Annotated in this window: 14 protein-coding genes; 8 read left to right on the forward strand and 6 right to left on the reverse strand. The window is 44.7% G+C overall.

Going from position 1 to position 18152, the window contains the following annotated elements:
- Positions 1-9: 9 nt before the first annotated feature.
- From ACS8E3_RS10935 to ACS8E3_RS10950, 4 genes are all read right to left on the reverse strand, one after another.
- On the reverse strand, positions 10-1290 hold the full coding sequence (locus tag ACS8E3_RS10935) for a cation:proton antiporter (protein ID WP_439244132.1): 1281 nt from the start codon (positions 1288-1290) through the stop codon (positions 10-12).
- 63 nt (positions 1291-1353) lie between these two features.
- Positions 1354-2973, reverse strand: coding sequence for a DUF2254 domain-containing protein (locus ACS8E3_RS10940; RefSeq protein WP_439244133.1), 1620 nt, complete (start codon positions 2971-2973; stop codon positions 1354-1356).
- A gap of 279 nt (positions 2974-3252) precedes the next feature.
- Entirely contained in the window at positions 3253-6513 is a 3261-nt protein-coding gene (locus tag ACS8E3_RS10945; protein WP_439244135.1) for a M66 family metalloprotease, read from the reverse strand.
- A 171-nt stretch (positions 6514-6684) separates the two neighbouring features.
- Positions 6685-8190, reverse strand: coding sequence for a YihY family inner membrane protein (locus ACS8E3_RS10950; protein ID WP_439244137.1), 1506 nt, complete (start codon positions 8188-8190; stop codon positions 6685-6687).
- A 184-nt stretch (positions 8191-8374) separates the two neighbouring features.
- Between ACS8E3_RS10950 and wrbA the strand changes: the two genes are divergently transcribed.
- Both wrbA and ACS8E3_RS10960 read left to right on the forward strand, forming a co-directional pair.
- Positions 8375-8992, forward strand: a complete 618-nt coding sequence (gene wrbA, locus ACS8E3_RS10955; RefSeq protein ID WP_439244139.1) for an NAD(P)H:quinone oxidoreductase — start codon at positions 8375-8377, stop codon at positions 8990-8992.
- 77 nt (positions 8993-9069) lie between these two features.
- Positions 9070-9534 carry a hypothetical protein gene (locus ACS8E3_RS10960; RefSeq protein WP_439244140.1) on the forward strand — a complete coding sequence of 155 codons (465 nt, stop codon included), beginning with the start codon at positions 9070-9072 and terminating at the stop codon, positions 9532-9534.
- Between the two features lie 93 nt (positions 9535-9627).
- Here ACS8E3_RS10960 and ACS8E3_RS10965 read toward each other — a convergent pair whose 3' ends face one another.
- The gene (locus ACS8E3_RS10965) at positions 9628-10383 is read right to left on the reverse strand and encodes a DUF3108 domain-containing protein (RefSeq protein WP_439244141.1); all 756 of its coding nucleotides are present in this window, start codon (positions 10381-10383) and stop codon (positions 9628-9630) included.
- Between the two features lie 604 nt (positions 10384-10987).
- On the opposite strand from ACS8E3_RS10965, the gene ACS8E3_RS10970 reads away from it, so the two are divergent.
- Both ACS8E3_RS10970 and groL read left to right on the forward strand, forming a co-directional pair.
- On the forward strand, positions 10988-11278 hold the full coding sequence (locus tag ACS8E3_RS10970; RefSeq protein WP_201588135.1) for a co-chaperone GroES: 291 nt from the start codon (positions 10988-10990) through the stop codon (positions 11276-11278).
- 78 nt (positions 11279-11356) lie between these two features.
- Positions 11357-13009, forward strand: a complete 1653-nt coding sequence (groL, locus tag ACS8E3_RS10975; protein WP_439244142.1) for a chaperonin GroEL — start codon at positions 11357-11359, stop codon at positions 13007-13009.
- A gap of 132 nt (positions 13010-13141) precedes the next feature.
- Here groL and yaaA read toward each other — a convergent pair whose 3' ends face one another.
- Positions 13142-13930: a peroxide stress protein YaaA gene (gene yaaA, locus ACS8E3_RS10980; protein WP_439244144.1), complete on the reverse strand. Its 789-nt coding sequence runs from the start codon at positions 13928-13930 to the stop codon at positions 13142-13144.
- 487 nt (positions 13931-14417) lie between these two features.
- Here yaaA and ACS8E3_RS10985 point away from each other — a divergent pair, with 487 nt between their 5' ends.
- The 4 genes from ACS8E3_RS10985 (at position 14418) to ACS8E3_RS11000 (ending at position 18121) form a co-directional block, all read left to right on the forward strand.
- Positions 14418-15578 (forward strand): Re/Si-specific NAD(P)(+) transhydrogenase subunit alpha, encoded by a 1161-nt coding sequence (locus ACS8E3_RS10985; protein WP_439244146.1) that lies wholly within the window; start codon positions 14418-14420, stop codon positions 15576-15578.
- Between the two features lie 162 nt (positions 15579-15740).
- On the forward strand, positions 15741-16079 hold the full coding sequence (locus ACS8E3_RS10990; protein ID WP_298972492.1) for a proton-translocating transhydrogenase family protein: 339 nt from the start codon (positions 15741-15743) through the stop codon (positions 16077-16079).
- A complete protein-coding gene (locus ACS8E3_RS10995) occupies positions 16076-17476 on the forward strand; it encodes an NAD(P)(+) transhydrogenase (Re/Si-specific) subunit beta (RefSeq protein WP_439244148.1) in 1401 nt (466 codons plus the stop codon). The genes ACS8E3_RS10990 and ACS8E3_RS10995 overlap by 4 nt, the downstream gene beginning before the upstream one ends.
- A 102-nt stretch (positions 17477-17578) precedes the next feature.
- A complete protein-coding gene (locus ACS8E3_RS11000) occupies positions 17579-18121 on the forward strand; it encodes an acyl-CoA thioesterase (protein ID WP_439244150.1) in 543 nt (180 codons plus the stop codon).
- Positions 18122-18152 lie beyond the last annotated feature (31 nt).

Consider the following 18152-nt stretch of genomic DNA (forward strand, 5'->3'; position numbering starts at 1 on the left):
TACTAAAGCTTATAGAATCGCTTTTGCTGGAGGCTCATCATGACGAATGCTCTTTGCGACCCTGCCGACACTCAAGCCTTGTACTAAGATTGAAAATATAACCACGGCATAAGTCAAGGCCAATAAAATATCGCGCTCAGCGCCTATGGGTAACTGTAATACCAAGGCGACGGATATACCACCGCGCAAACCACCCCAAGTTAATACTTTCCAAGCACCATCGGGCAAGTCAAGCTGTCGACTAAAAGTTTTTGTAGTCATACCCACGACAATAAAGCGCGCTAGTAAAGCGATAATAATGGTCAGGCCACCAGCGATAAATAGGTTGCTAGAGTAAGCAATTATCACAATCTCAAGACCGATTAAGACAAATAAAATAGCGTTTAGAATCTCATCGATGAGCTCCCAAAACAGGTCAATATAGTGACGCGTCTTATCACTCATCGCCAAGGCGCGTCCGCGATTCCCGACCATTAAGCCCATCATCACCATCGCTAGTGGCCCTGACAAGTGCCAATAGCTAGCGAGCGCATAACCGCCAATGACACCTGCCAAAGTCAAGAGCACCTCTTCTTGATAGCTATCAATGCTTTTGAGCATATAATACAAAATCGCGCCTAACACTAAGCCAAAAACAATACCGCCGCCAGCTTCAACTGCTAAAGTATGCGCCACATAATTAGCGGTTGGGATATCACCACTAGTCAGAATCCCGAGCAAAATGACAAAGATAACAACGCCGATACCATCATTGAATAACGACTCGCCTGCGATAACGGTTTCTAAGCTTTTGGGCGCGCCCGCAGAGGCCAAGATACCCATCACTGCGATAGGATCTGTCGGTGAGATTAAAGCGCCGAACAACAAGCACCAAATAAAAGGTAGGCCAAAACCTAGCAGCGGTAGCATCAAATAAATCGCGGTAGCAATAAGAACCGCTGAGATGATAGTGCCAATACAGGCCAATATACCGATAGGAAGCTTATAGCGGCGCAAATCACTGATGTTGACATGCAGAGCACCAGCAAACAGCAACATAGAGAGCATGCCATCTAGCAAGACTTCAGTAAAATCAAGCTGATCTAATAAGCTGATCTCGTAATCGATCAGCTGATCGAAGCCCAAAAATCCCAAAAATATAGCAAAGATCGAGAGCAAAATGGAGATCACCATCACTCCGATAGTGGTTGGTAAGCCGATAAAGCGGTGATTGACGTAGCTTAGCAGCGCGGTTATCGATAGGAAGATAGCACTGATCTCAAGGATGCTTAGGCCGGAGGTAGATGCCATAAAGTTGTCTCAGGTAAAGGTAAATATAAGGGCAGAGTAAAACGCAAAATTTATAGTGTTAAATTACCTAGATTGGCTTGCTAACGCTTTATTGATATGGCTTGCAAAGGTACTAGTATAAGTAAAGTGCTGACGCTGTGCATCATCACCTTGAATAAACTGCCTCGCTTGCTCGCACATGGCACTCAGATCATCAACCAGCTCGCTGTGAGCTAGGTTCGCACGGCCAGCACGCTCAATCAAAGTTAGCTCATGCATCAGCATTTGTCGCTGAGCGTTATTGACACGAGCACAGTTGAGGTCGGTCATAGCGCGGCACAGCGCCTTTAGTACCATTAAGTCAGCGATCGCGTAGCGGCGAATTTCCCCCAGTGAGGTGTCAAGAAAGTCTGATACCTCAAGCGTTTTTGTGACCAGTGACAGTATCGCCTTATCGGACTGATTGACAGCCACGTCATCGCTATCTCCATCAAGCGGCGGTATATAAAAATGATAAGGACTTGGCTGCTGGCGGCGCATCATGGTACTCAAACACACCGTCAACGACTGTACGCAATTAACAGCGGTGCGTGGGTCATTGATACCAGGGGAGAGGGCGCGTATGGCAATCTCAGTTATTTGTCCTAATTTATAGGAGATATCGTTTAAGTGTGAAGGACGACGCTCGATGTGAAGGTTGGCGGCAAAGCGACGCCAAAAGTCGCCATCAGGAGTACGCGGTAATACCACTAAATCAGGTGTTTTAGACTTTTGCACATCGCTGCTATGATGAGGCGGACGCTGATAAAAGTAGCCTATCACGTTTTGATCAGTGACGAAATCGCCTAAATTGCTACACAGCTGGATGACGCCGCCATAGTCCTGCGCAAGCACAATAAGCGATTCGATATAAATTTGCTGCAAATAGCCTGAGCTTGGCGCATACATAACCGTAGCAGACCACGTCTGATAGGCATCGACATCGCCGCGCGCCACATGGCGCTGATGCTCAATGTCACAATGATCAGGATACCAGTATTCGACGCTATTAATGACATCATAGCTAGCGCCTTGAATCACATGTGAAGCCTGAATAGCATGTACCATATGCTGCACAAAATACACCAATAGCAAGGCACAAATGATCGCCATAACGATAGCAAAGGTCACCGCAAACTCAGGAACGCCAAAATCAACGTCTTGCTTATGAATAGACTTAAGTACCAGTAGGCTATAACTAAAGGTACCAATAAAAGCGCCAAGCACAAACTGATTGGGCGTATCGGTTAAAAAGTTACGTAATAGCCGCGGGCCAAACTGTGATGAGGCCATAGATAGTACGGCAATGGTAATCGAAAAGGTCGTACCAGCGACGCCCAATACTGCACCTGCAATCGCCGTCATGATCGCCCGCGCCGCCTCATCACTGCCAGTAAACGCAAAACTGATTTCGCTCACTGCAGCACGATCAAACTGCTGATCAATGCTGATCAGCAGTGGCGCTAATAAGATACCCGCTAGCACGCAAGTAGTAGGAATAAACCAATAAGAGCTGCGTAGCACTTGCCATAAGTTTTTTAGACGGTCAGGGAGGTTGGTTAAGGTTTGCATCGATAGAAGGCCTGCGAACTGCTCAAAGCTACGCAAAATCATGGCTACTAAGCGATGCGGTAAATTTTTCTTATTATTAGTATGTTCGCTCACTGCTGCAGACTCCAAAAATAGTGTTAAGTCTTACTCATCAAAAATAACTAAGCGAGCCTTTTTAAATGAAAAGTCTTAAGAGTAAACTACCTTACTATAAAATATATAATGAGTAACTATATATTATAAAATAAGCGACGATAAACAAGCCCTTATACGATATAAGAGCTTATTTATTGGTTAAGGTGAGAATGAGGCTTGGTGCTTCTTTTATTCTAGTTCATTTCTGCTAAACACCAGAAGTACATGAGTAAGTAAGAATTTCTGTACAATTATTTACTAAATTATTAGACTGTAAAACCAAGTACTTATCGTCGTGCTCAATTTCTCTAGCATTGACGGCTCTTCTACAGTATCTACAGTTGCTAATTGAATTTGTCTATTACTTGCCATAATCTTTTGTTTTTGCATAATATCTACAATTAATGGTAGGTTTTTACCAGCGCTAGATAATATCACGCTTGAGTTTTGTGTGAGCATCGTCCATTTTTGATTACCGCCATTATTACAACCATAACGAATTAAGCGGGCTCGATTATTATTTAAATAGCCATTTTCTAAGTCAAAGCATTGATTGCCTTGCTTGATGGCGTTGGCGGATACATCCATTTGCCAAACTTGCGAGCTTGCTTGATCATCACAAGGGGCTAGGTTAATGACATTGCCACCTTGCGGCATGAGGCACTGATCTATCGCCATTTTATTATGGATACGACCTTTGCTGTCTTGAATCCATTGCTCAGAGTCATCTCCTGTGCAAGCACTTGGTCCGCTGATAAAAGCATTGAGCTTACCATCTTCTAATGTCTCAACTTTTAGGCAGTTATTGCCATTAAGCAGTGAACTGACATCTGCTAAAGGTTGGTCATCCCGTAGATTTAACTCTGCAATAAACTTCTGAAAGGCAGTGATGACCTCCGGCCCGCCCTCGACTAAATCAGTGCGATACACATTGACCCAACGATTTAAGCGATACATGGTCTGTTGTTGCTGCTCATAACGCTCGAGTACCTGAAAGGCAAGCGGGCTGAGCGCTTGACTGAGCGCATCACGATCATCTTTATAAGAGTGATATATCAGCTCACCCTCGGCGTCCAAATTGATAGTCGGGTTGGCCGTTTGGGTGATAAGTTGCTGCGCTAATAGTGGTAATTCGATTTTTCTTAAGGCGCTAAAGCCATGCTCTTTACCAAAGGTAACGGCTGGCTTGATGGGGTCGCTATATGGACCAATAGTCGTTGAAGATAATAATACCTGTGCTTCGTTGGTTTTTTTACAATACAAATCGACTTTGCTAGGATTTTCAGAGATTGCTAAATTGACATGAAATTTATTGGCATTGCCATTCATACGATGAGGGGCAAGGGCAATGTTATTGACCATATTATTACTATAAGTAACGGTCAGCCAGCAGCTAGCGACGTCAGCTGAACTACTCGCCGCCGGTAAATCAAAGACGTTACCCCAGTTACCACGCGCTGCCGGATAAATAATACCCTTTTGCTCAACAGGGTCATAACCGCCTAAAATAGTATAGACAGGCACGCCCTGCAAACGCGGTCTTAAATAGTTGCCATCGGCGCTGTTGTACCAAACATTATTAGATCTTGGCACTTTAGGTTGTACGATCTGCATTCTTTGACGCTCAGCATTCCATTTTTTATAGCCCGTCACTGAGTCACTGGCAAACATGTAACGATCGAAGGCTGGCTGAATTTTGGTTTTCGTACTATAGCCGGTGTAATGGGTGTAGCGCGAGATGTCACTGTTATTAGAGCCACCCGACATGGCGTCACGACCATAGCCATATTGACCTAAGAAAGTAGGTGAGTCTTCAGTACCGGGACCGACATCTTTACGCCACCATTCAAAGTTACCCCGCATTCTATTTCTAAGCGGCATGAACCCCCAACCACTATCGGCATGGTGCTCTGACCAGAATTTTTTATCGCCAACTTTACCTGGGTAATGCCCCAATCCATAATGATGGCCAATTTCGTGACTAAATTCATTGCCGACCGAATCGATCAAAGTCAGCATGCCATTACCACCGCTTAAGCCATGGTTGAAGATACCGTTCGCGTATTTGCCACGAGCGTGATGCGCATTGACGTTTTGGGTGAGCTGCGGCTGTTCTTGGCTTTGCATAGAAGCACTAGTGACACCCCAATTGGCGAGGTTAATACCAACACCAAAAGTTGATTTTGCGGTATTTTCGCGCATGTCGCCACTATATACGCCGCCCTCAGAGCTACTACCTGAAGCCGTATCATAAATAGTACCGTTCGCTACCATCACCCGATCAAGCACGACGTCATCGTATTTAGCGATAGTCATTTGTGCTGCTGGAATGGTCTGGAAATAATCTGCGCCCGCCTTTTCTGGTTGTAGCAGCATATAATGACCATTGTTATTTACAGTCACTGCGCTCAAAAGACCAAGACGAATATTGGTCAATATCAATTCGCCTGGAGCAGCAAAATCTATCTTATCTTCTGACAATTCGCCGCTACGATTTTGCGCATCGACGATGCGAACTTTGAGGCCGCTTTGTACCTCTTCCCAGTTGAGTTTGGTTGACCAAGCCCGCTTACTATAGGCGACACGTGGTCTATCATCGCTGTTGTTTTGATCAGAGTTTGGGATTTGGGTCGGGTCGTCTAAATTGACCCTGCGTAATAGCAGGCCATCTTGGTAAATCTCAGCAACCAGCTCATTGATCGCACCCATCTCAAGTGTAGGCGTAACCAGTAATAACGCCTCTTTTTCTGCGGTTAGGCGCGGCATGTTTTTTGCTTCGTTGCCGTGAGGATCTACCGTATGATTCTGCCCAAATTGAATCATGGCTTGGAAAGAGCCTAGTAAGTCAGAACGGATATCGCGCGTCTCACCTGCACCGTTATAGTCAAAGAAACCTAATAGATAGTAATCAGCACGGTCTTTTTGTGGTTCTGGGTATTTGATCGGCGTGCTTGGCTCAAGTGGCGTTAATGGTTCGCTAGGTTTGATCGGCGTACTTGGTTCAAGCGGCGTTAAAGGAACACTAGGTTTGATAGGCGTACTAGGTTCAAGCGGTGTTAAAGGTATGCTAGGTTTTATAGGCGTACTTGGTTCAAGCGGCGTGAGTGGTACACTTGGTTTGATAGGCGTACTCGGCTCAAGCGGCGTTAAAGGTACACTAGGCTTAATGGGTGTACTTGGCTCAAGCGGCGTTAAAGGTACGCTAGGTTTGATTGGCGTGCTCGGTTCTAACGGCGTTAAAGGAAGACTAGGCTTAATTGGCGTACTTGGTTCTAACGGGGTTAAAGGAAGACTAGGCTTAATTGGCATGCTAGGTTCAAGCGGTGTTAAAGGTACGCTAGGTTTAATCGGCGTACTCGGTTCAATCGGTGTTAAAGGAGTACTGGATTCAGGTGCTGTAACCAAAGGCGGTTTTACTACGGGAGGAGTACTGTCACTATCTTCACCGCAAGCGGAAAGCATGATAGAGATAACAGTAATACTCAATACTTTAGTTTGAAGTACCATCGTTTTTTTCAAAACAGAGCCCTTATTATTTATTATAATTTAAAGGGCAATATAACAGCAATGTTGACGAAGCGTATAAAAATTGTTCCAAAGAAAACCAAAAGTAATGAATGGGCTTGTTTGGTCAATTAAATTTTATAATTTATACTGGTATTTAAAAAATGAATCGCTACTCTTTTTGCCCTAATTCGGATTATCTGCTTCAGTGATGATATTTCTATCAGCTGTAATTGCGTGCTGATTCATCCGCTTGTGCTGCTGTTTATGGTTGTCTCTGCTTACCGCTTTTGCACTATCTCTAGGGATGACCGCTTGCGGCTCGTCATCATTTTCAGACATATCACTGTCTTTATCATAAGCTTCAGGTTCAAAAGGTGGCGTCCGTTTATTCTTAAAGCTAGGAGGCTTACTAGCCTTGGTCGGATGTTTTTTGCGTGGATGACTATGAGCAAATATATCGGCTAGTGGCAGGTTTAACTGCTGTCTAGCAAAGGCTTCTGTATCCTCAAAACGATCGACCAGTAAGCTCAGCCACGGCTCTTGATCCTCTAGCGTCATCTCATCTAGCTCGTCTTTGATAGGCAAGGGATAGGGCAGAGTTCGATAAAAATCCCATAGCGTCATGGTGCTCAAATCTTTTTTGAGCACGTAATCATCATCTTCAGTCATAGTGATGAGATTGCTATCTTTGAGATAATTAATATAAATATACCATTTAGGCAGCTCCTTGCGGCCCAAGACGTTACGCAGCTCCTGTTCACTAACCGCTTCGCCTTTTAGATAGCGGCTATAAACCAAGTTCAGCATATCGAGTAAACTTAGTAAAGGATGACGCGGATAGACCTCTTCAGTCTCAAAAATAGTAACGGTATAACTAATCTCAACCCCTAATAAGATCAGATTCCATGACAAATAGATCCATAATAAAAAGATTGGAATCGCCGCAAAGGCACCATAAATCGCCTCATAACTGGTGAAGTTGGTCATGACCGTACCAAATACATGCTTGAGCAGCTCAAATACGACAGCTATAATCACCCCAGCAATAATGGCGCTTTTCGCTGGTACGCGCGCTTTTGGGATAAACCAATACATACCAATAAAACCTGCTACGGTAATGCCGATTGATACTACCTGTACCCAAAAAGACCAATCAATACCGTAACCGGCTATTTGACGATTTAGAAAACTCAAGCTTTGTACCGCACTTGAGGCAATAAAAGCCGTCCCCAAAACTAAAGGCCCTAAGGTAATAATTGTCCAATAACGCAGCAGGCTTTTGAGCCCACCTGAGCGTTCATCCACGCGCCAAATCTGATTGAAAGCGCGCTCAACAGTGGTCAAAGTCATAATAGTGGTGACAAATAAAATCATTATCCCGATAGCCGTTAAATTAGTCGATTTTTCGGCAAAGTTATTGATGTATTTACTGACTTGCAGGCTCGATTGTGGCAATAAATTGCTATAAATGACTTCATATATCTGCGCGCGGGCAGAAGCTAGAGCGGGCACTGAAGACAAAATCATCAGCAGTACCGTAAATATAGGTACAATTGACAACATCGTGGTGTAGGTCAAAGATGCGGCTTTTTGTTGGCAGTTATCTTCAAAAAAATGCCTAATCAAAAACCTTACAAATTTAAACCAGCGCTGCTGTAAAAAAGGAAATTTTTGAGTTAATTTTTCCATATTGACCATGTAGAAGGAGGGAGGTGACAATAGTGTAACAAAATGTCCTAGCCTCAGTTGCCACTTATTTGTGTCAAAATGCTAGGCAGTAGCAGTCGGTTTGCATGTCAGTCAACGACTCGGGCATAATGTAGCCTGCACTCGAATCATTTCAATGAGTATAACCCAAAAGGAAGCCTTGCCCATGAGTCAGATCGATCCCTATGTATTAGTGCTATATTACTCAAGTCATGGCACCACCAATGTCTTGGCTTATGCCATTGCTCAAGGGATAGAAGATGCTGGCATGACCGCGCGTATACGTACGGTGCCGACAGTGGCGGCTGAGACGACTGCGAGCAAAGCGGCTATACCTGACGAGGGCGATCTTTACTGTACTATGGACGATCTTAAGAACTGCGCTGGATTGGCCTTAGGCAGCCCAACGCATTTTGGGAATATGGCGGCTCCTATGAAGTACTTTTGGGATAATACCGTGACACTGTGGCTGGCAGGTAATCTACAAAACAAACCCGCGTCAGTATTTACCGCAACAGGCTCTATGCATGGCGGTCAAGAAACCACGCTACTGACGATGATGTTGCCGCTGATGCATCACGGTATGATGATCGTAGGATTGCCCTATGGTGAGGCTGCGCTCAATCGCACCCAACGTGGTGGCACTCCTTATGGTGCTAGTCATGTCAGCGGCGCCGCCCATGATCAGCCTATATCAGACGATGAGCGCGAATTGGCCATTGCCCAAGGCCGCCGGCTTGCCATTACTGCTCAAGCGCTGTTGCAAGCGAACTGGAAGCGCTAAGGGCTTAAAGCTTGTTAGCTTAATGAAAAAAGCTGAATGATAAAAACGTGCTATAAATTAGGAAAATACCGCCGCTAATGTCCACAACTTCTACGCCTTCTAAGCAAACGCCTGGTCCTAAACCGGCTAGAGCCGTCAAGCCAAAAAAGCTCATTGCGCCTATGCAGCAGCGCTTACTGCGCACCTGGCTAGTGTGGATAGCATATCGGCTCTTAGTATTGCCGATATTTATTAGTTTGTTTAATCCAAGTAATCCGGATATCGTTGGTGGTATCGCTTGGCATGGCCTGTGGCTGATACCGGCCTTTATCATCACTCCTTCGATAGTGCGCGGTCGCTCCCCTTATATGCTACTGGTTAGTAGTATGTTGACCTTAGTTTATCTAGGAGCTAGCGGCGTAGTATTATTCACTCGCATTTATGGCAGTAGTTGGACAGAGATTTTAGTTTATGGGCTGGATTTTGCTTTATTACTGGCGATAAATATTTGGTTGTTTATCTTGCTCAAGCGCTTACCGTCGATGAATAAAGGAGAAAAATAGTTGCATTCTCTGACATAAAAAATCGGCGCTCTACCTATGACAGTAGAGCGCCGATTTTTAGTTTTGAACCTAGGAGTTTCAATGTGCTATCGCCTAACGTACCTTTTTCAATTCTAAATCCATCTTTTTACCGTCGTTGATTTGACTGACTTTGACTGGCAGATAATCTAAGCTTGGCGCGAGCCAAAAGCTCGTTGAGCGACTATTATCATCATGAATACGGTCGACTCGTACGGTATCAAAAGTGCCCGCTGGTACGGTTACTTTCGTATTGCCCACTTTTTTGAAAGGTGTTTTTTCTACTTTATCTTTTTTGGCCATGTAGTAGTTACCTAAGAATTTACCGTTTAATAGGTCTTGTCGAATTTGCACTTCTAAACTCAAATCATCAAAAGCTTGCTGCGCCATATTTGACGTCGTGGTTTTGCCTTTATAGCTACTCGTAACTTTTTTACCTGCCGAATCGAAACTTAGATTATGGGTGCGACCGATACCTAAGAGCTTATAAGTGGTGCTAGCCTTAGAAGGACTGACATTATTACCCATGATAGTAAAGGTACTGCTTTGCGACGCACTCGCGACGCCGGCAACACGAGCCTTTACATTATAGTTCCAAGTATTGCCTGATTTTTTTAAGGTGCGAGTCGCGTTACCTTTGTATTTATCTTCAACGGTAAAGCTATAATCAGCGGTTGAAGGCTGAATGGTTTTGGCGCTAGCCAGAGTAGGGGCGGTCATAGATAAAGCTCCAATAGCAGCGATACTAGCGCCCGTGATTAGCGTAGTACGTCGTTTGTTGTTGCTGCGTTTTTGAGTATTAAAGGGCGTTAAAAGAGATAGTAAAGTCATGGATAGTCCTTAATAATTATACAGCTATAGTCAATCCACTATGAAATAAATACAGTGCTACTGAGATAAATTTTGCGCAGCCTTTAAGAATGCAGCACGCAAGGAAAATTTATACCAGTAGCACGCTATTATAATCGTCCTTTTTTTATTTAGGATTCATTATAATAATTCACAAGGATTTTTATAATTTAATAAAGCGGATCAGTAGCCCTTATGATTTCATTATCAGCTACTATGTTGTCAGCTATTATAATGGTCATACCTTGTTACATTTTCAAGGTTCGACTCTTAAGCAGACGTTTGGCTCTTGTAGCTGAGGTTACCCAAAAGAAGTCACTATTTAGACTCAGTAACATCCTGTCAGTAAGCTTGCTCTTAGCTTAGGATAGATGATTTTTATCAGCACTATTCTTGTAAATTTTTGGGCCACGCCCTTGAAGCTCTACGCGTATGCCCCCACTTTTTGAGACAAGCTCGAAGCTTATTATTAAAGCGAGTCTATAAGAGCGCGTCTATAGCGTAGTCAACAACAAAAGCTGGACGACGCTGCTATTATTGGGCTGACACGAAACTTTTTATTCAAACAACTTTTGGAGTCCTATCGATGAATATTCGTCCTTTACATGATCGTATTGTCGTACGCCGCATAGAAGAAGAAACCAAAACCGCTGGTGGTATCTTATTACCAGGTTCAGCGCAAGAAAAGCCGTCACAAGGTGAAATACTAGCGACGGGTAACGGTCAGATTCGTGACAACGGTGAAGTCCGCACTTTGGACGTTAAAGTCGGCGACAAAGTCTTATTCGGTCAGTATGCTGGTCAAACCGTAAAAGTCGACGGCGAAGAGCTACTTATTATGAAAGAGTCTGATGTATTAGGGGTGTTAGAAGGGTAATCATAAAACCCTAACCTCTTCATTAAGATGAATTGAATGATACCTAATGAACTAAAATAACGAATGGAGCAATTTAACATGGCAAAAGACGTAAAGTTTGGCATTGATGCCCGCACACAGATGATGGACGGCGTAAACGTCCTAGCAAACGCGGTACGAGTTACACTAGGCCCGAAAGGTCGTAACGTGGTGATCGATAAATCTTTTGGCGCGCCGACTATCACTAAAGATGGCGTTTCGGTTGCTAAAGAGATCGAGCTTGAAAATAAGTTTGAAAACATGGGCGCACAGTTAGTGCGTGAAGTGGCTAGCCGCACCAATGATGTCGCCGGTGACGGTACCACCACTGCTACGGTATTGGCTCAGTCTATTCTGCAAGAAGGCATGAAATCAGTCGCTGCAGGCATGAACCCTATGGATCTTAAGCGCGGTATCGATAAAGCGGTACGTGAAGCGGTAAAAGAGATTCACCAGTTATCAACCCCAGCTGACGATTCAAAAGCTATCGCCCAAGTCGGCTCTATCTCGGCTAACTCAGACACCAAAATCGGTGAGCTGATTGCGCAGGCGATGGAAAAAGTCGGTAAGCAAGGCGTTATCACTGTTGAGGAAGGCTCAAGCTTTGAGGACACTCTAGAAGTGGTCGAAGGCATGCAGTTTGACCGTGGTTACATCAGCCCATATTTTGCTAACAAGCAAGATAGCTTAACCGCTGAGTTTGAAAACCCGTATATCTTATTGGTTGACAAAAAAATCGGCAATATTCGTGAGATCGTGCCATTACTTGAGCAAGTCATGCAGCAGAGCAAGCCTTTGCTAATCATCGCTGAAGACGTTGAGAATGAAGCGCTTGCGACCTTGGTAGTGAACAATATGCGCGGTGGCCTAAAAACTTGTGCCGTAAAAGCACCTGGCTTTGGTGATCGTCGTAAAGCGATGCTACAAGATATCGCTATTTTGACCGGTGGTACGGTTATCTCTGAAGAGATCGGCCTAAGCCTAGAAGAAGCAACCCTTGAGCAGTTGGGTACCGCGAAGAAAGTCACTGTTGGTAAAGAAAACACCGTCATCGTTAATGGCGCAGGAGAAACTACTGCGATCAATGAGCGTGTTGACTCTATCAAACGTCAAGTCGAAGAGTCTACCTCTGACTACGATAAAGAAAAGCTACAAGAGCGCATGGCAAAACTAGCGGGCGGCGTAGCGGTTATCAAGGTCGGCGCGGCAACTGAGACGGAAATGAAAGAGAAGAAAGATCGCGTTGATGATGCGCTACATGCGACTCGCGCTGCGGTCGAAGAAGGCGTCGTACCTGGCGGCGGTGTCGCTTTAGTTCGTGCGATGAATGCTTTATCTGAGCTAAAAGGCGACAACGACGATCAAGACGCCGGTATCAATATCCTACGTCGCGCGATGGAAGCGCCACTGCGTCAAATCGTCACCAACTCTGGCGAAGAAGCCTCAGTAGTGGTCAACGAAGTCAAAAACGGTAGCGGTAACTATGGCTACAACGCGGCTTCTGGCGAGTACGGCGATATGCTAGAGATGGGTATCTTAGATCCGGCCAAAGTGGCTCGTTCAGCTCTAGAGAACGCTGCTTCTGTTGCTGGTCTAATGCTCACTACTGAAGCGATGATCACTGATTTACCACAAGGTGATGACGGTATGGCAGCTATGGGCGGCGGCGCTGGTGGTATGGGCGGCATGGGTGGTATGGGCGGCATGATGTAATCATTCCCTTAACCTGTACTGCTTAGTATTATAGATTTTATAGTACTTATAAGTTAGTATTTAGAAAAACAAAACCCCGATGAGCTTAGCTTATCGGGGTTTTTTTACGTTAATTTTATACAGTGTTAAATCTTACTGATCCGCCTCATCCCTTCTAAAAGTCCACGTCTTATCATCAGATTCACTATCAACGTAATAATAACCTGCCAAATCAAACTCTTTGAGTTGTTCCGCTTTGGTCAGCTTGTTGTCTGCCGCATATTTCACCATTAGTCCGCGCGCTTTTTTGGCATAAAAGCTAATCACTTTATACGTACCATTTTTTTCATCTTCAAATCTAGGGGTAATAATCTGCGCGTCTAAGGCCTTTTTCTTTACCGATTTAAAGTATTCATTGGACGCTAGATTGACAAGCACCTTGTCATCGCTATCTGCCATTTGGGTATTGATAGCATCGGTGATTTGCTCATCCCAAAACTCATACAAGTTATCACCGCGCTTGTTTTTTAGCTTAGTTCCCATCTCAAGTCTATACGGCTGCATCAAGTCTAAAGGTTTCAATACCCCGTAAAGTCCAGACAAAATACCTAAGTGTTCATTGAGATAAAGCATGGTCTCTTTATCCATCTCGTAGCTGGCAAGACCAGTGTAGACGTCACCATCGAACAGATAGGCGGCAGGCTTGGCATTATCAGAGTCATGCGGCATCTGCCATGCTCGATTACGCTCCGCGTTAAGCTGCGCTAAATCATCAGAAATACTCATAAGCTCTTGTAAATCAATCGGATCTTTGGCCTTGAGGTTTTTTATCAGCTGCGCGGCGTCTTCAATGAGGGCAGGCTGGCTATAATAGTTACCAAGGTTTAAAGGCACAGCGTCCGTTTCATTTAAGGACTTGGCAGGGGAGAGGACAAAGTACATATGGACTCCTTTTTTAAGTGTCAATTGATTGTCAATGCATAGAATAAGCGAAACTTAATTTATTTTTTATACCCGTCTTGACACTACCATAGCACAAACCTATAGCTATAGAGGATACGCATTAACTAGGGGGATAATCTCCACGCTTAAAAGCTCAATATATTTCACCTAACGAATTTAGATACTGCTATTATTGTCAATAATTTTTGATAGAACAATAAAAGTTATAGCCGAGACACAACTACTAACTTTTTATTTACTTATGAGTCATCATTAAACAATGAAAGGTAGGGGACGATGTCTCTATAATAAAAAAAGATGATGAAGATAGCATTATCATTCAGGGAATTGATAATCTTTGCTCAGTGCTTTACTTCACAGAGTACTAGCTGAGCAGGGCTTTTTTTGCGCCCTCTATTTTATCATTCAATATATCCATAAAGCCAAAGCTTGTGATCAGGCAAGTATTTGCATGTAAGGAGACGATATGAAAATCGGTGTTATCAGTGCAGACAGTACAACTGAGAGCCGCGTAGCACTCACCCCAGATGCGGTCAAAAAGCTGCGTAAGCTTGGGTTTGAGGTCGTCGTTCAGTCAGGCGCAGGTCTTGCAGCCTATTATACAGACGACAGCTATCAAACGGCCGGTGCTGACATTGCTAGTAGTAGTAATGAAGTGATTGAGCAGTCCCAGATTATTACCACTATCAGTGACTTGCCAGCTGAGCTCACTGAGACTCTAAAGCCCAAGCAAATTATCGTTGGGATGCTTGATCCTTACCGTAATACTCAGCTAGAGACTTATGCGAACAAAGGCGCGACTGTATTTGCAATGGAACTATTGCCACGTACCTTGTCGCGCGCGCAAAATATGGATGTATTGTCCTCACAAGCCAACCTCGCCGGTTATAAAGCGGTGTTACTGGCTGCCAATGAGTACTCGCGTCCGTTCCCCATGTTTATGACTTCAGCGGGCACAGTCAAGCCTGCCAAAGTCGTTATCTTAGGTGTCGGCGTGGCAGGCTTGCAAGCGATCGCTACCGCTAAGCGTTTAGGCGCTGTCGTTGAAGCGAGTGACTTGCGCCCCTCTGCGCGTGAGCAGGTCGAGTCGCTTGGCGGTAAATGGTTAGACGTACCGATGAGTGAGGAGGAAGCGCAAAAGGCCAAAGCAACTGGCGGTTATGCGTGGACGCCCTCAGAGCAGTATATGAAAGATCAAGCGGCGGTGGTAGATAAGGCGCTAAGCGCTGCTGATATCGTCATTACTACCGCGCAGATACCTGGTCGTGACGCTCCAAGATTAGTACATAAAACCACGCTTGATAAGATGAAAGCAGGTTCAGTGTTGATCGATATGGCAGCAGGTACAGGTGGTAACGTTGAAGGGGCAGTTGCTGAGCAAACCATCACCACGGATAACGGCGTGCGTATCGTTGGCGCGGCAAATATTCCGTCCCAACTTGCCGCGCAGTCTTCAGATCTTTATGCCAATAACTTAGTGAACTTTATCACGACTTTGATTGCTGAAGAGGATGCAAATAACGACGTCGCACCGAACAAACTAGCACTTCATTTAGATATGGAAGACGAGATTCAAGGCGCACTCGCAGTGACCCATGACGGTCAAGTGCGTTTGGCTAAGCGCTAAGTAGCTGACTACTAAGCGGCTATCTAACAAGCGCTTAAGCTATCTGAGCTATTAAAGCTATAAGTCTTTTTGATATTACTAATGAATTTGCCAGTAACGAATAAATTTTAGGAGGATAAAATGATTGCCACTATTTTAGCAGCAGCGCCAGCTGGCGCCGCCATGGCTAGCACGCCATTTGTCGCAATTTTTACCGTATTTGTACTCGCTATCTTTGTGGGTTATTACGTGGTTTGGGGTGTGACCCCGGCCCTGCATACGCCTTTGATGGCGGTCACCAATGCGCTCTCTAGTATTGTGATTGTCGGTGCGATTTTGCAAACCGTCGTTATCGATAACCAAGTGTTTACGGCGACGAGTTTGATCGGTGCTTTTGCGGTGTTTTTAGCCAGTATCAATATATTTGGTGGCTTTTCAGTGACGGAGCGCATGCTTTCTATGTTTAAACCCAAACCCAAAAAAGCACCAGTAGTAAAGACTGAGAATGGAGGTGATGCATGAGCGATTTAACAAACTTCATCGCCACTAATGCGGACTGGTTCTATTTAGTTGGCGCTATTTTATTTGTCTTAACTTTGCGAGGATTATCTAGTCCCAAAACCGCAATTCGCGGTAATCGCATGGGTATGGTCGCGATGGCTATCGCCGTTATCACGACCTTCTTCTTAGCTGAAGGTCCGATCATGTGGATGATCATCGGCGCAATGGTATTAGGCGCGGCTGTTGGTATCTGGAAATCAAGAACCGTAGCGATGACCCAAATGCCAGAAACCGTGGCTTTAATGCACTCCTTAGTCGGCCTAGCTGCAGTAGCTATCGCCTTAGCAACGGTACTGCACTCTGATCAAGAGTACAATACGGTCACCCGCTTAGAGCTATTTATTGGTTGCTTTATTGGTGCCATTACCTTTTCAGCTTCCGTCTTTGCCTTTGGTAAACTGGCGGCAAAAAGCTGGGCAAAAACGGTCAATGGCGGCTGGGTCAAGCCGGTACAAGCGTTATTATTTATCGCGATGATTGGTTTTGGTGCAGTATATTTTATTACTGACTCCTTGCCCGCTTTTTACGTCATGACCGTATTAGCCATTGCCTTTGGTTGGATGTGGATTGCACCAATTGGTGGCGGCGATATGCCAGTAGTCGTGTCACTCCTCAACTCCTTCTCAGGTTGGGCAGCAGCAGGTATTGGTTTCACTCTTGGCAACTCGATGCTGATTATTGCCGGCTCACTAGTTGGCTCATCAGGGGCGATTCTCTCCTACATCATGTGTAAGGCGATGAACCGCTCATTGATCAACGTCTTATTCGGCGGTATAGGCAGTGCAGCAGTCGCTGGCGGCGATGATGATGGCGCGCCAAAGAACTATAAGTCAGGCTCAGCAGAAGACGCAGGCTTTCTTATGTCCAATGCTAGTGACGTAATTATCGTGCCAGGTTATGGTATGGCGCAAGGCCGTGCACAGAATGCGGTCAAAGAATTATATGAGCTATTAAAAGAAGAGGGCGTCAATGTACGCTTCGCTATTCACCCGGTTGCGGGACGTATGCCAGGTCACATGAACGTACTATTGGCAGAAGCGGATGTGCCGTACGATGACATCATGGAGATGGATGAGATTAACTCCGACTTTGCTAGTACTGATGTGGTACTCGTCATCGGGGCCAATGACGTGGTGAACCCGTCTGCTAAAGACGACCCAACCTCACCTATCTTTGGTATGCCTATCCTCGAGGTAACCAAAGCGCAAACGGTGATGGTCATCAAACGCTCGATGAGCACGGGTTATGCAGGTCTTGATAACAGTCTCTTCTATATGGATAAGACTATGATGATCTTTGGTGATGCCAAGAAAATGGTTGAAGAGATGGTACGTAGCATCAACGGCGGCGGTCATTAATTTATAAAAGTTAGCACACATCAAAGAAAGTCACTCCGGTGGCTTTTTTTGCGTTAAAGTAGGCGGCATTTAGACACGCCCTAATATAAAAGAGAATGATTTATGAACATGTTGCTCCGTTTTTTTATTATGACTAGCCTGCTCAAACAAGCGCTCAAAAAACAATCGGTTAGCGAGACTCTCAGTCAAGAGGTGCTAAGAGCACCAGTTATACGGCACTACCGAGTATTACCACACGATCTAGGGTTTCGTGATCATCTGCCAAATTATCGCTTTTTATCGTTTATTGAGCTTAATGTCACCAAGTGGTTAAGGACTTGCTGCCATCAAAAAGGTATCAAAACTCCTGAGTGGATTGTCGCTATGCAGGAGGTCATTTACCTCAAGCAAATCAAATTTTTGGACAAAATGATCCTAAGAAGTGCTGTAGCAGGTTGGGATCAAAAGTATGTTTATTTTGAACATCATTTTTTTGTAAAAGACCAATTAATGGCGGTTGGTATGACCAAGTTTGTGCTAATGAGTAAACATGGTCAGCAAACGCCCGCGATATTAGACATGGCAGGGGAGCAGTTAACCGATGTCATCACTACTTGGAACACTCATCAAGTGGCTGTCAAGTCAATGCAAGCGCCTAGCGTATGATTACGCCATGCTCTCATAAATGCCTCTATAA

This window comes from Psychrobacter sp. 2Y5 (assembly GCF_051847375.1).
Lineage (GTDB): Bacteria > Pseudomonadota > Gammaproteobacteria > Pseudomonadales > Moraxellaceae > Psychrobacter.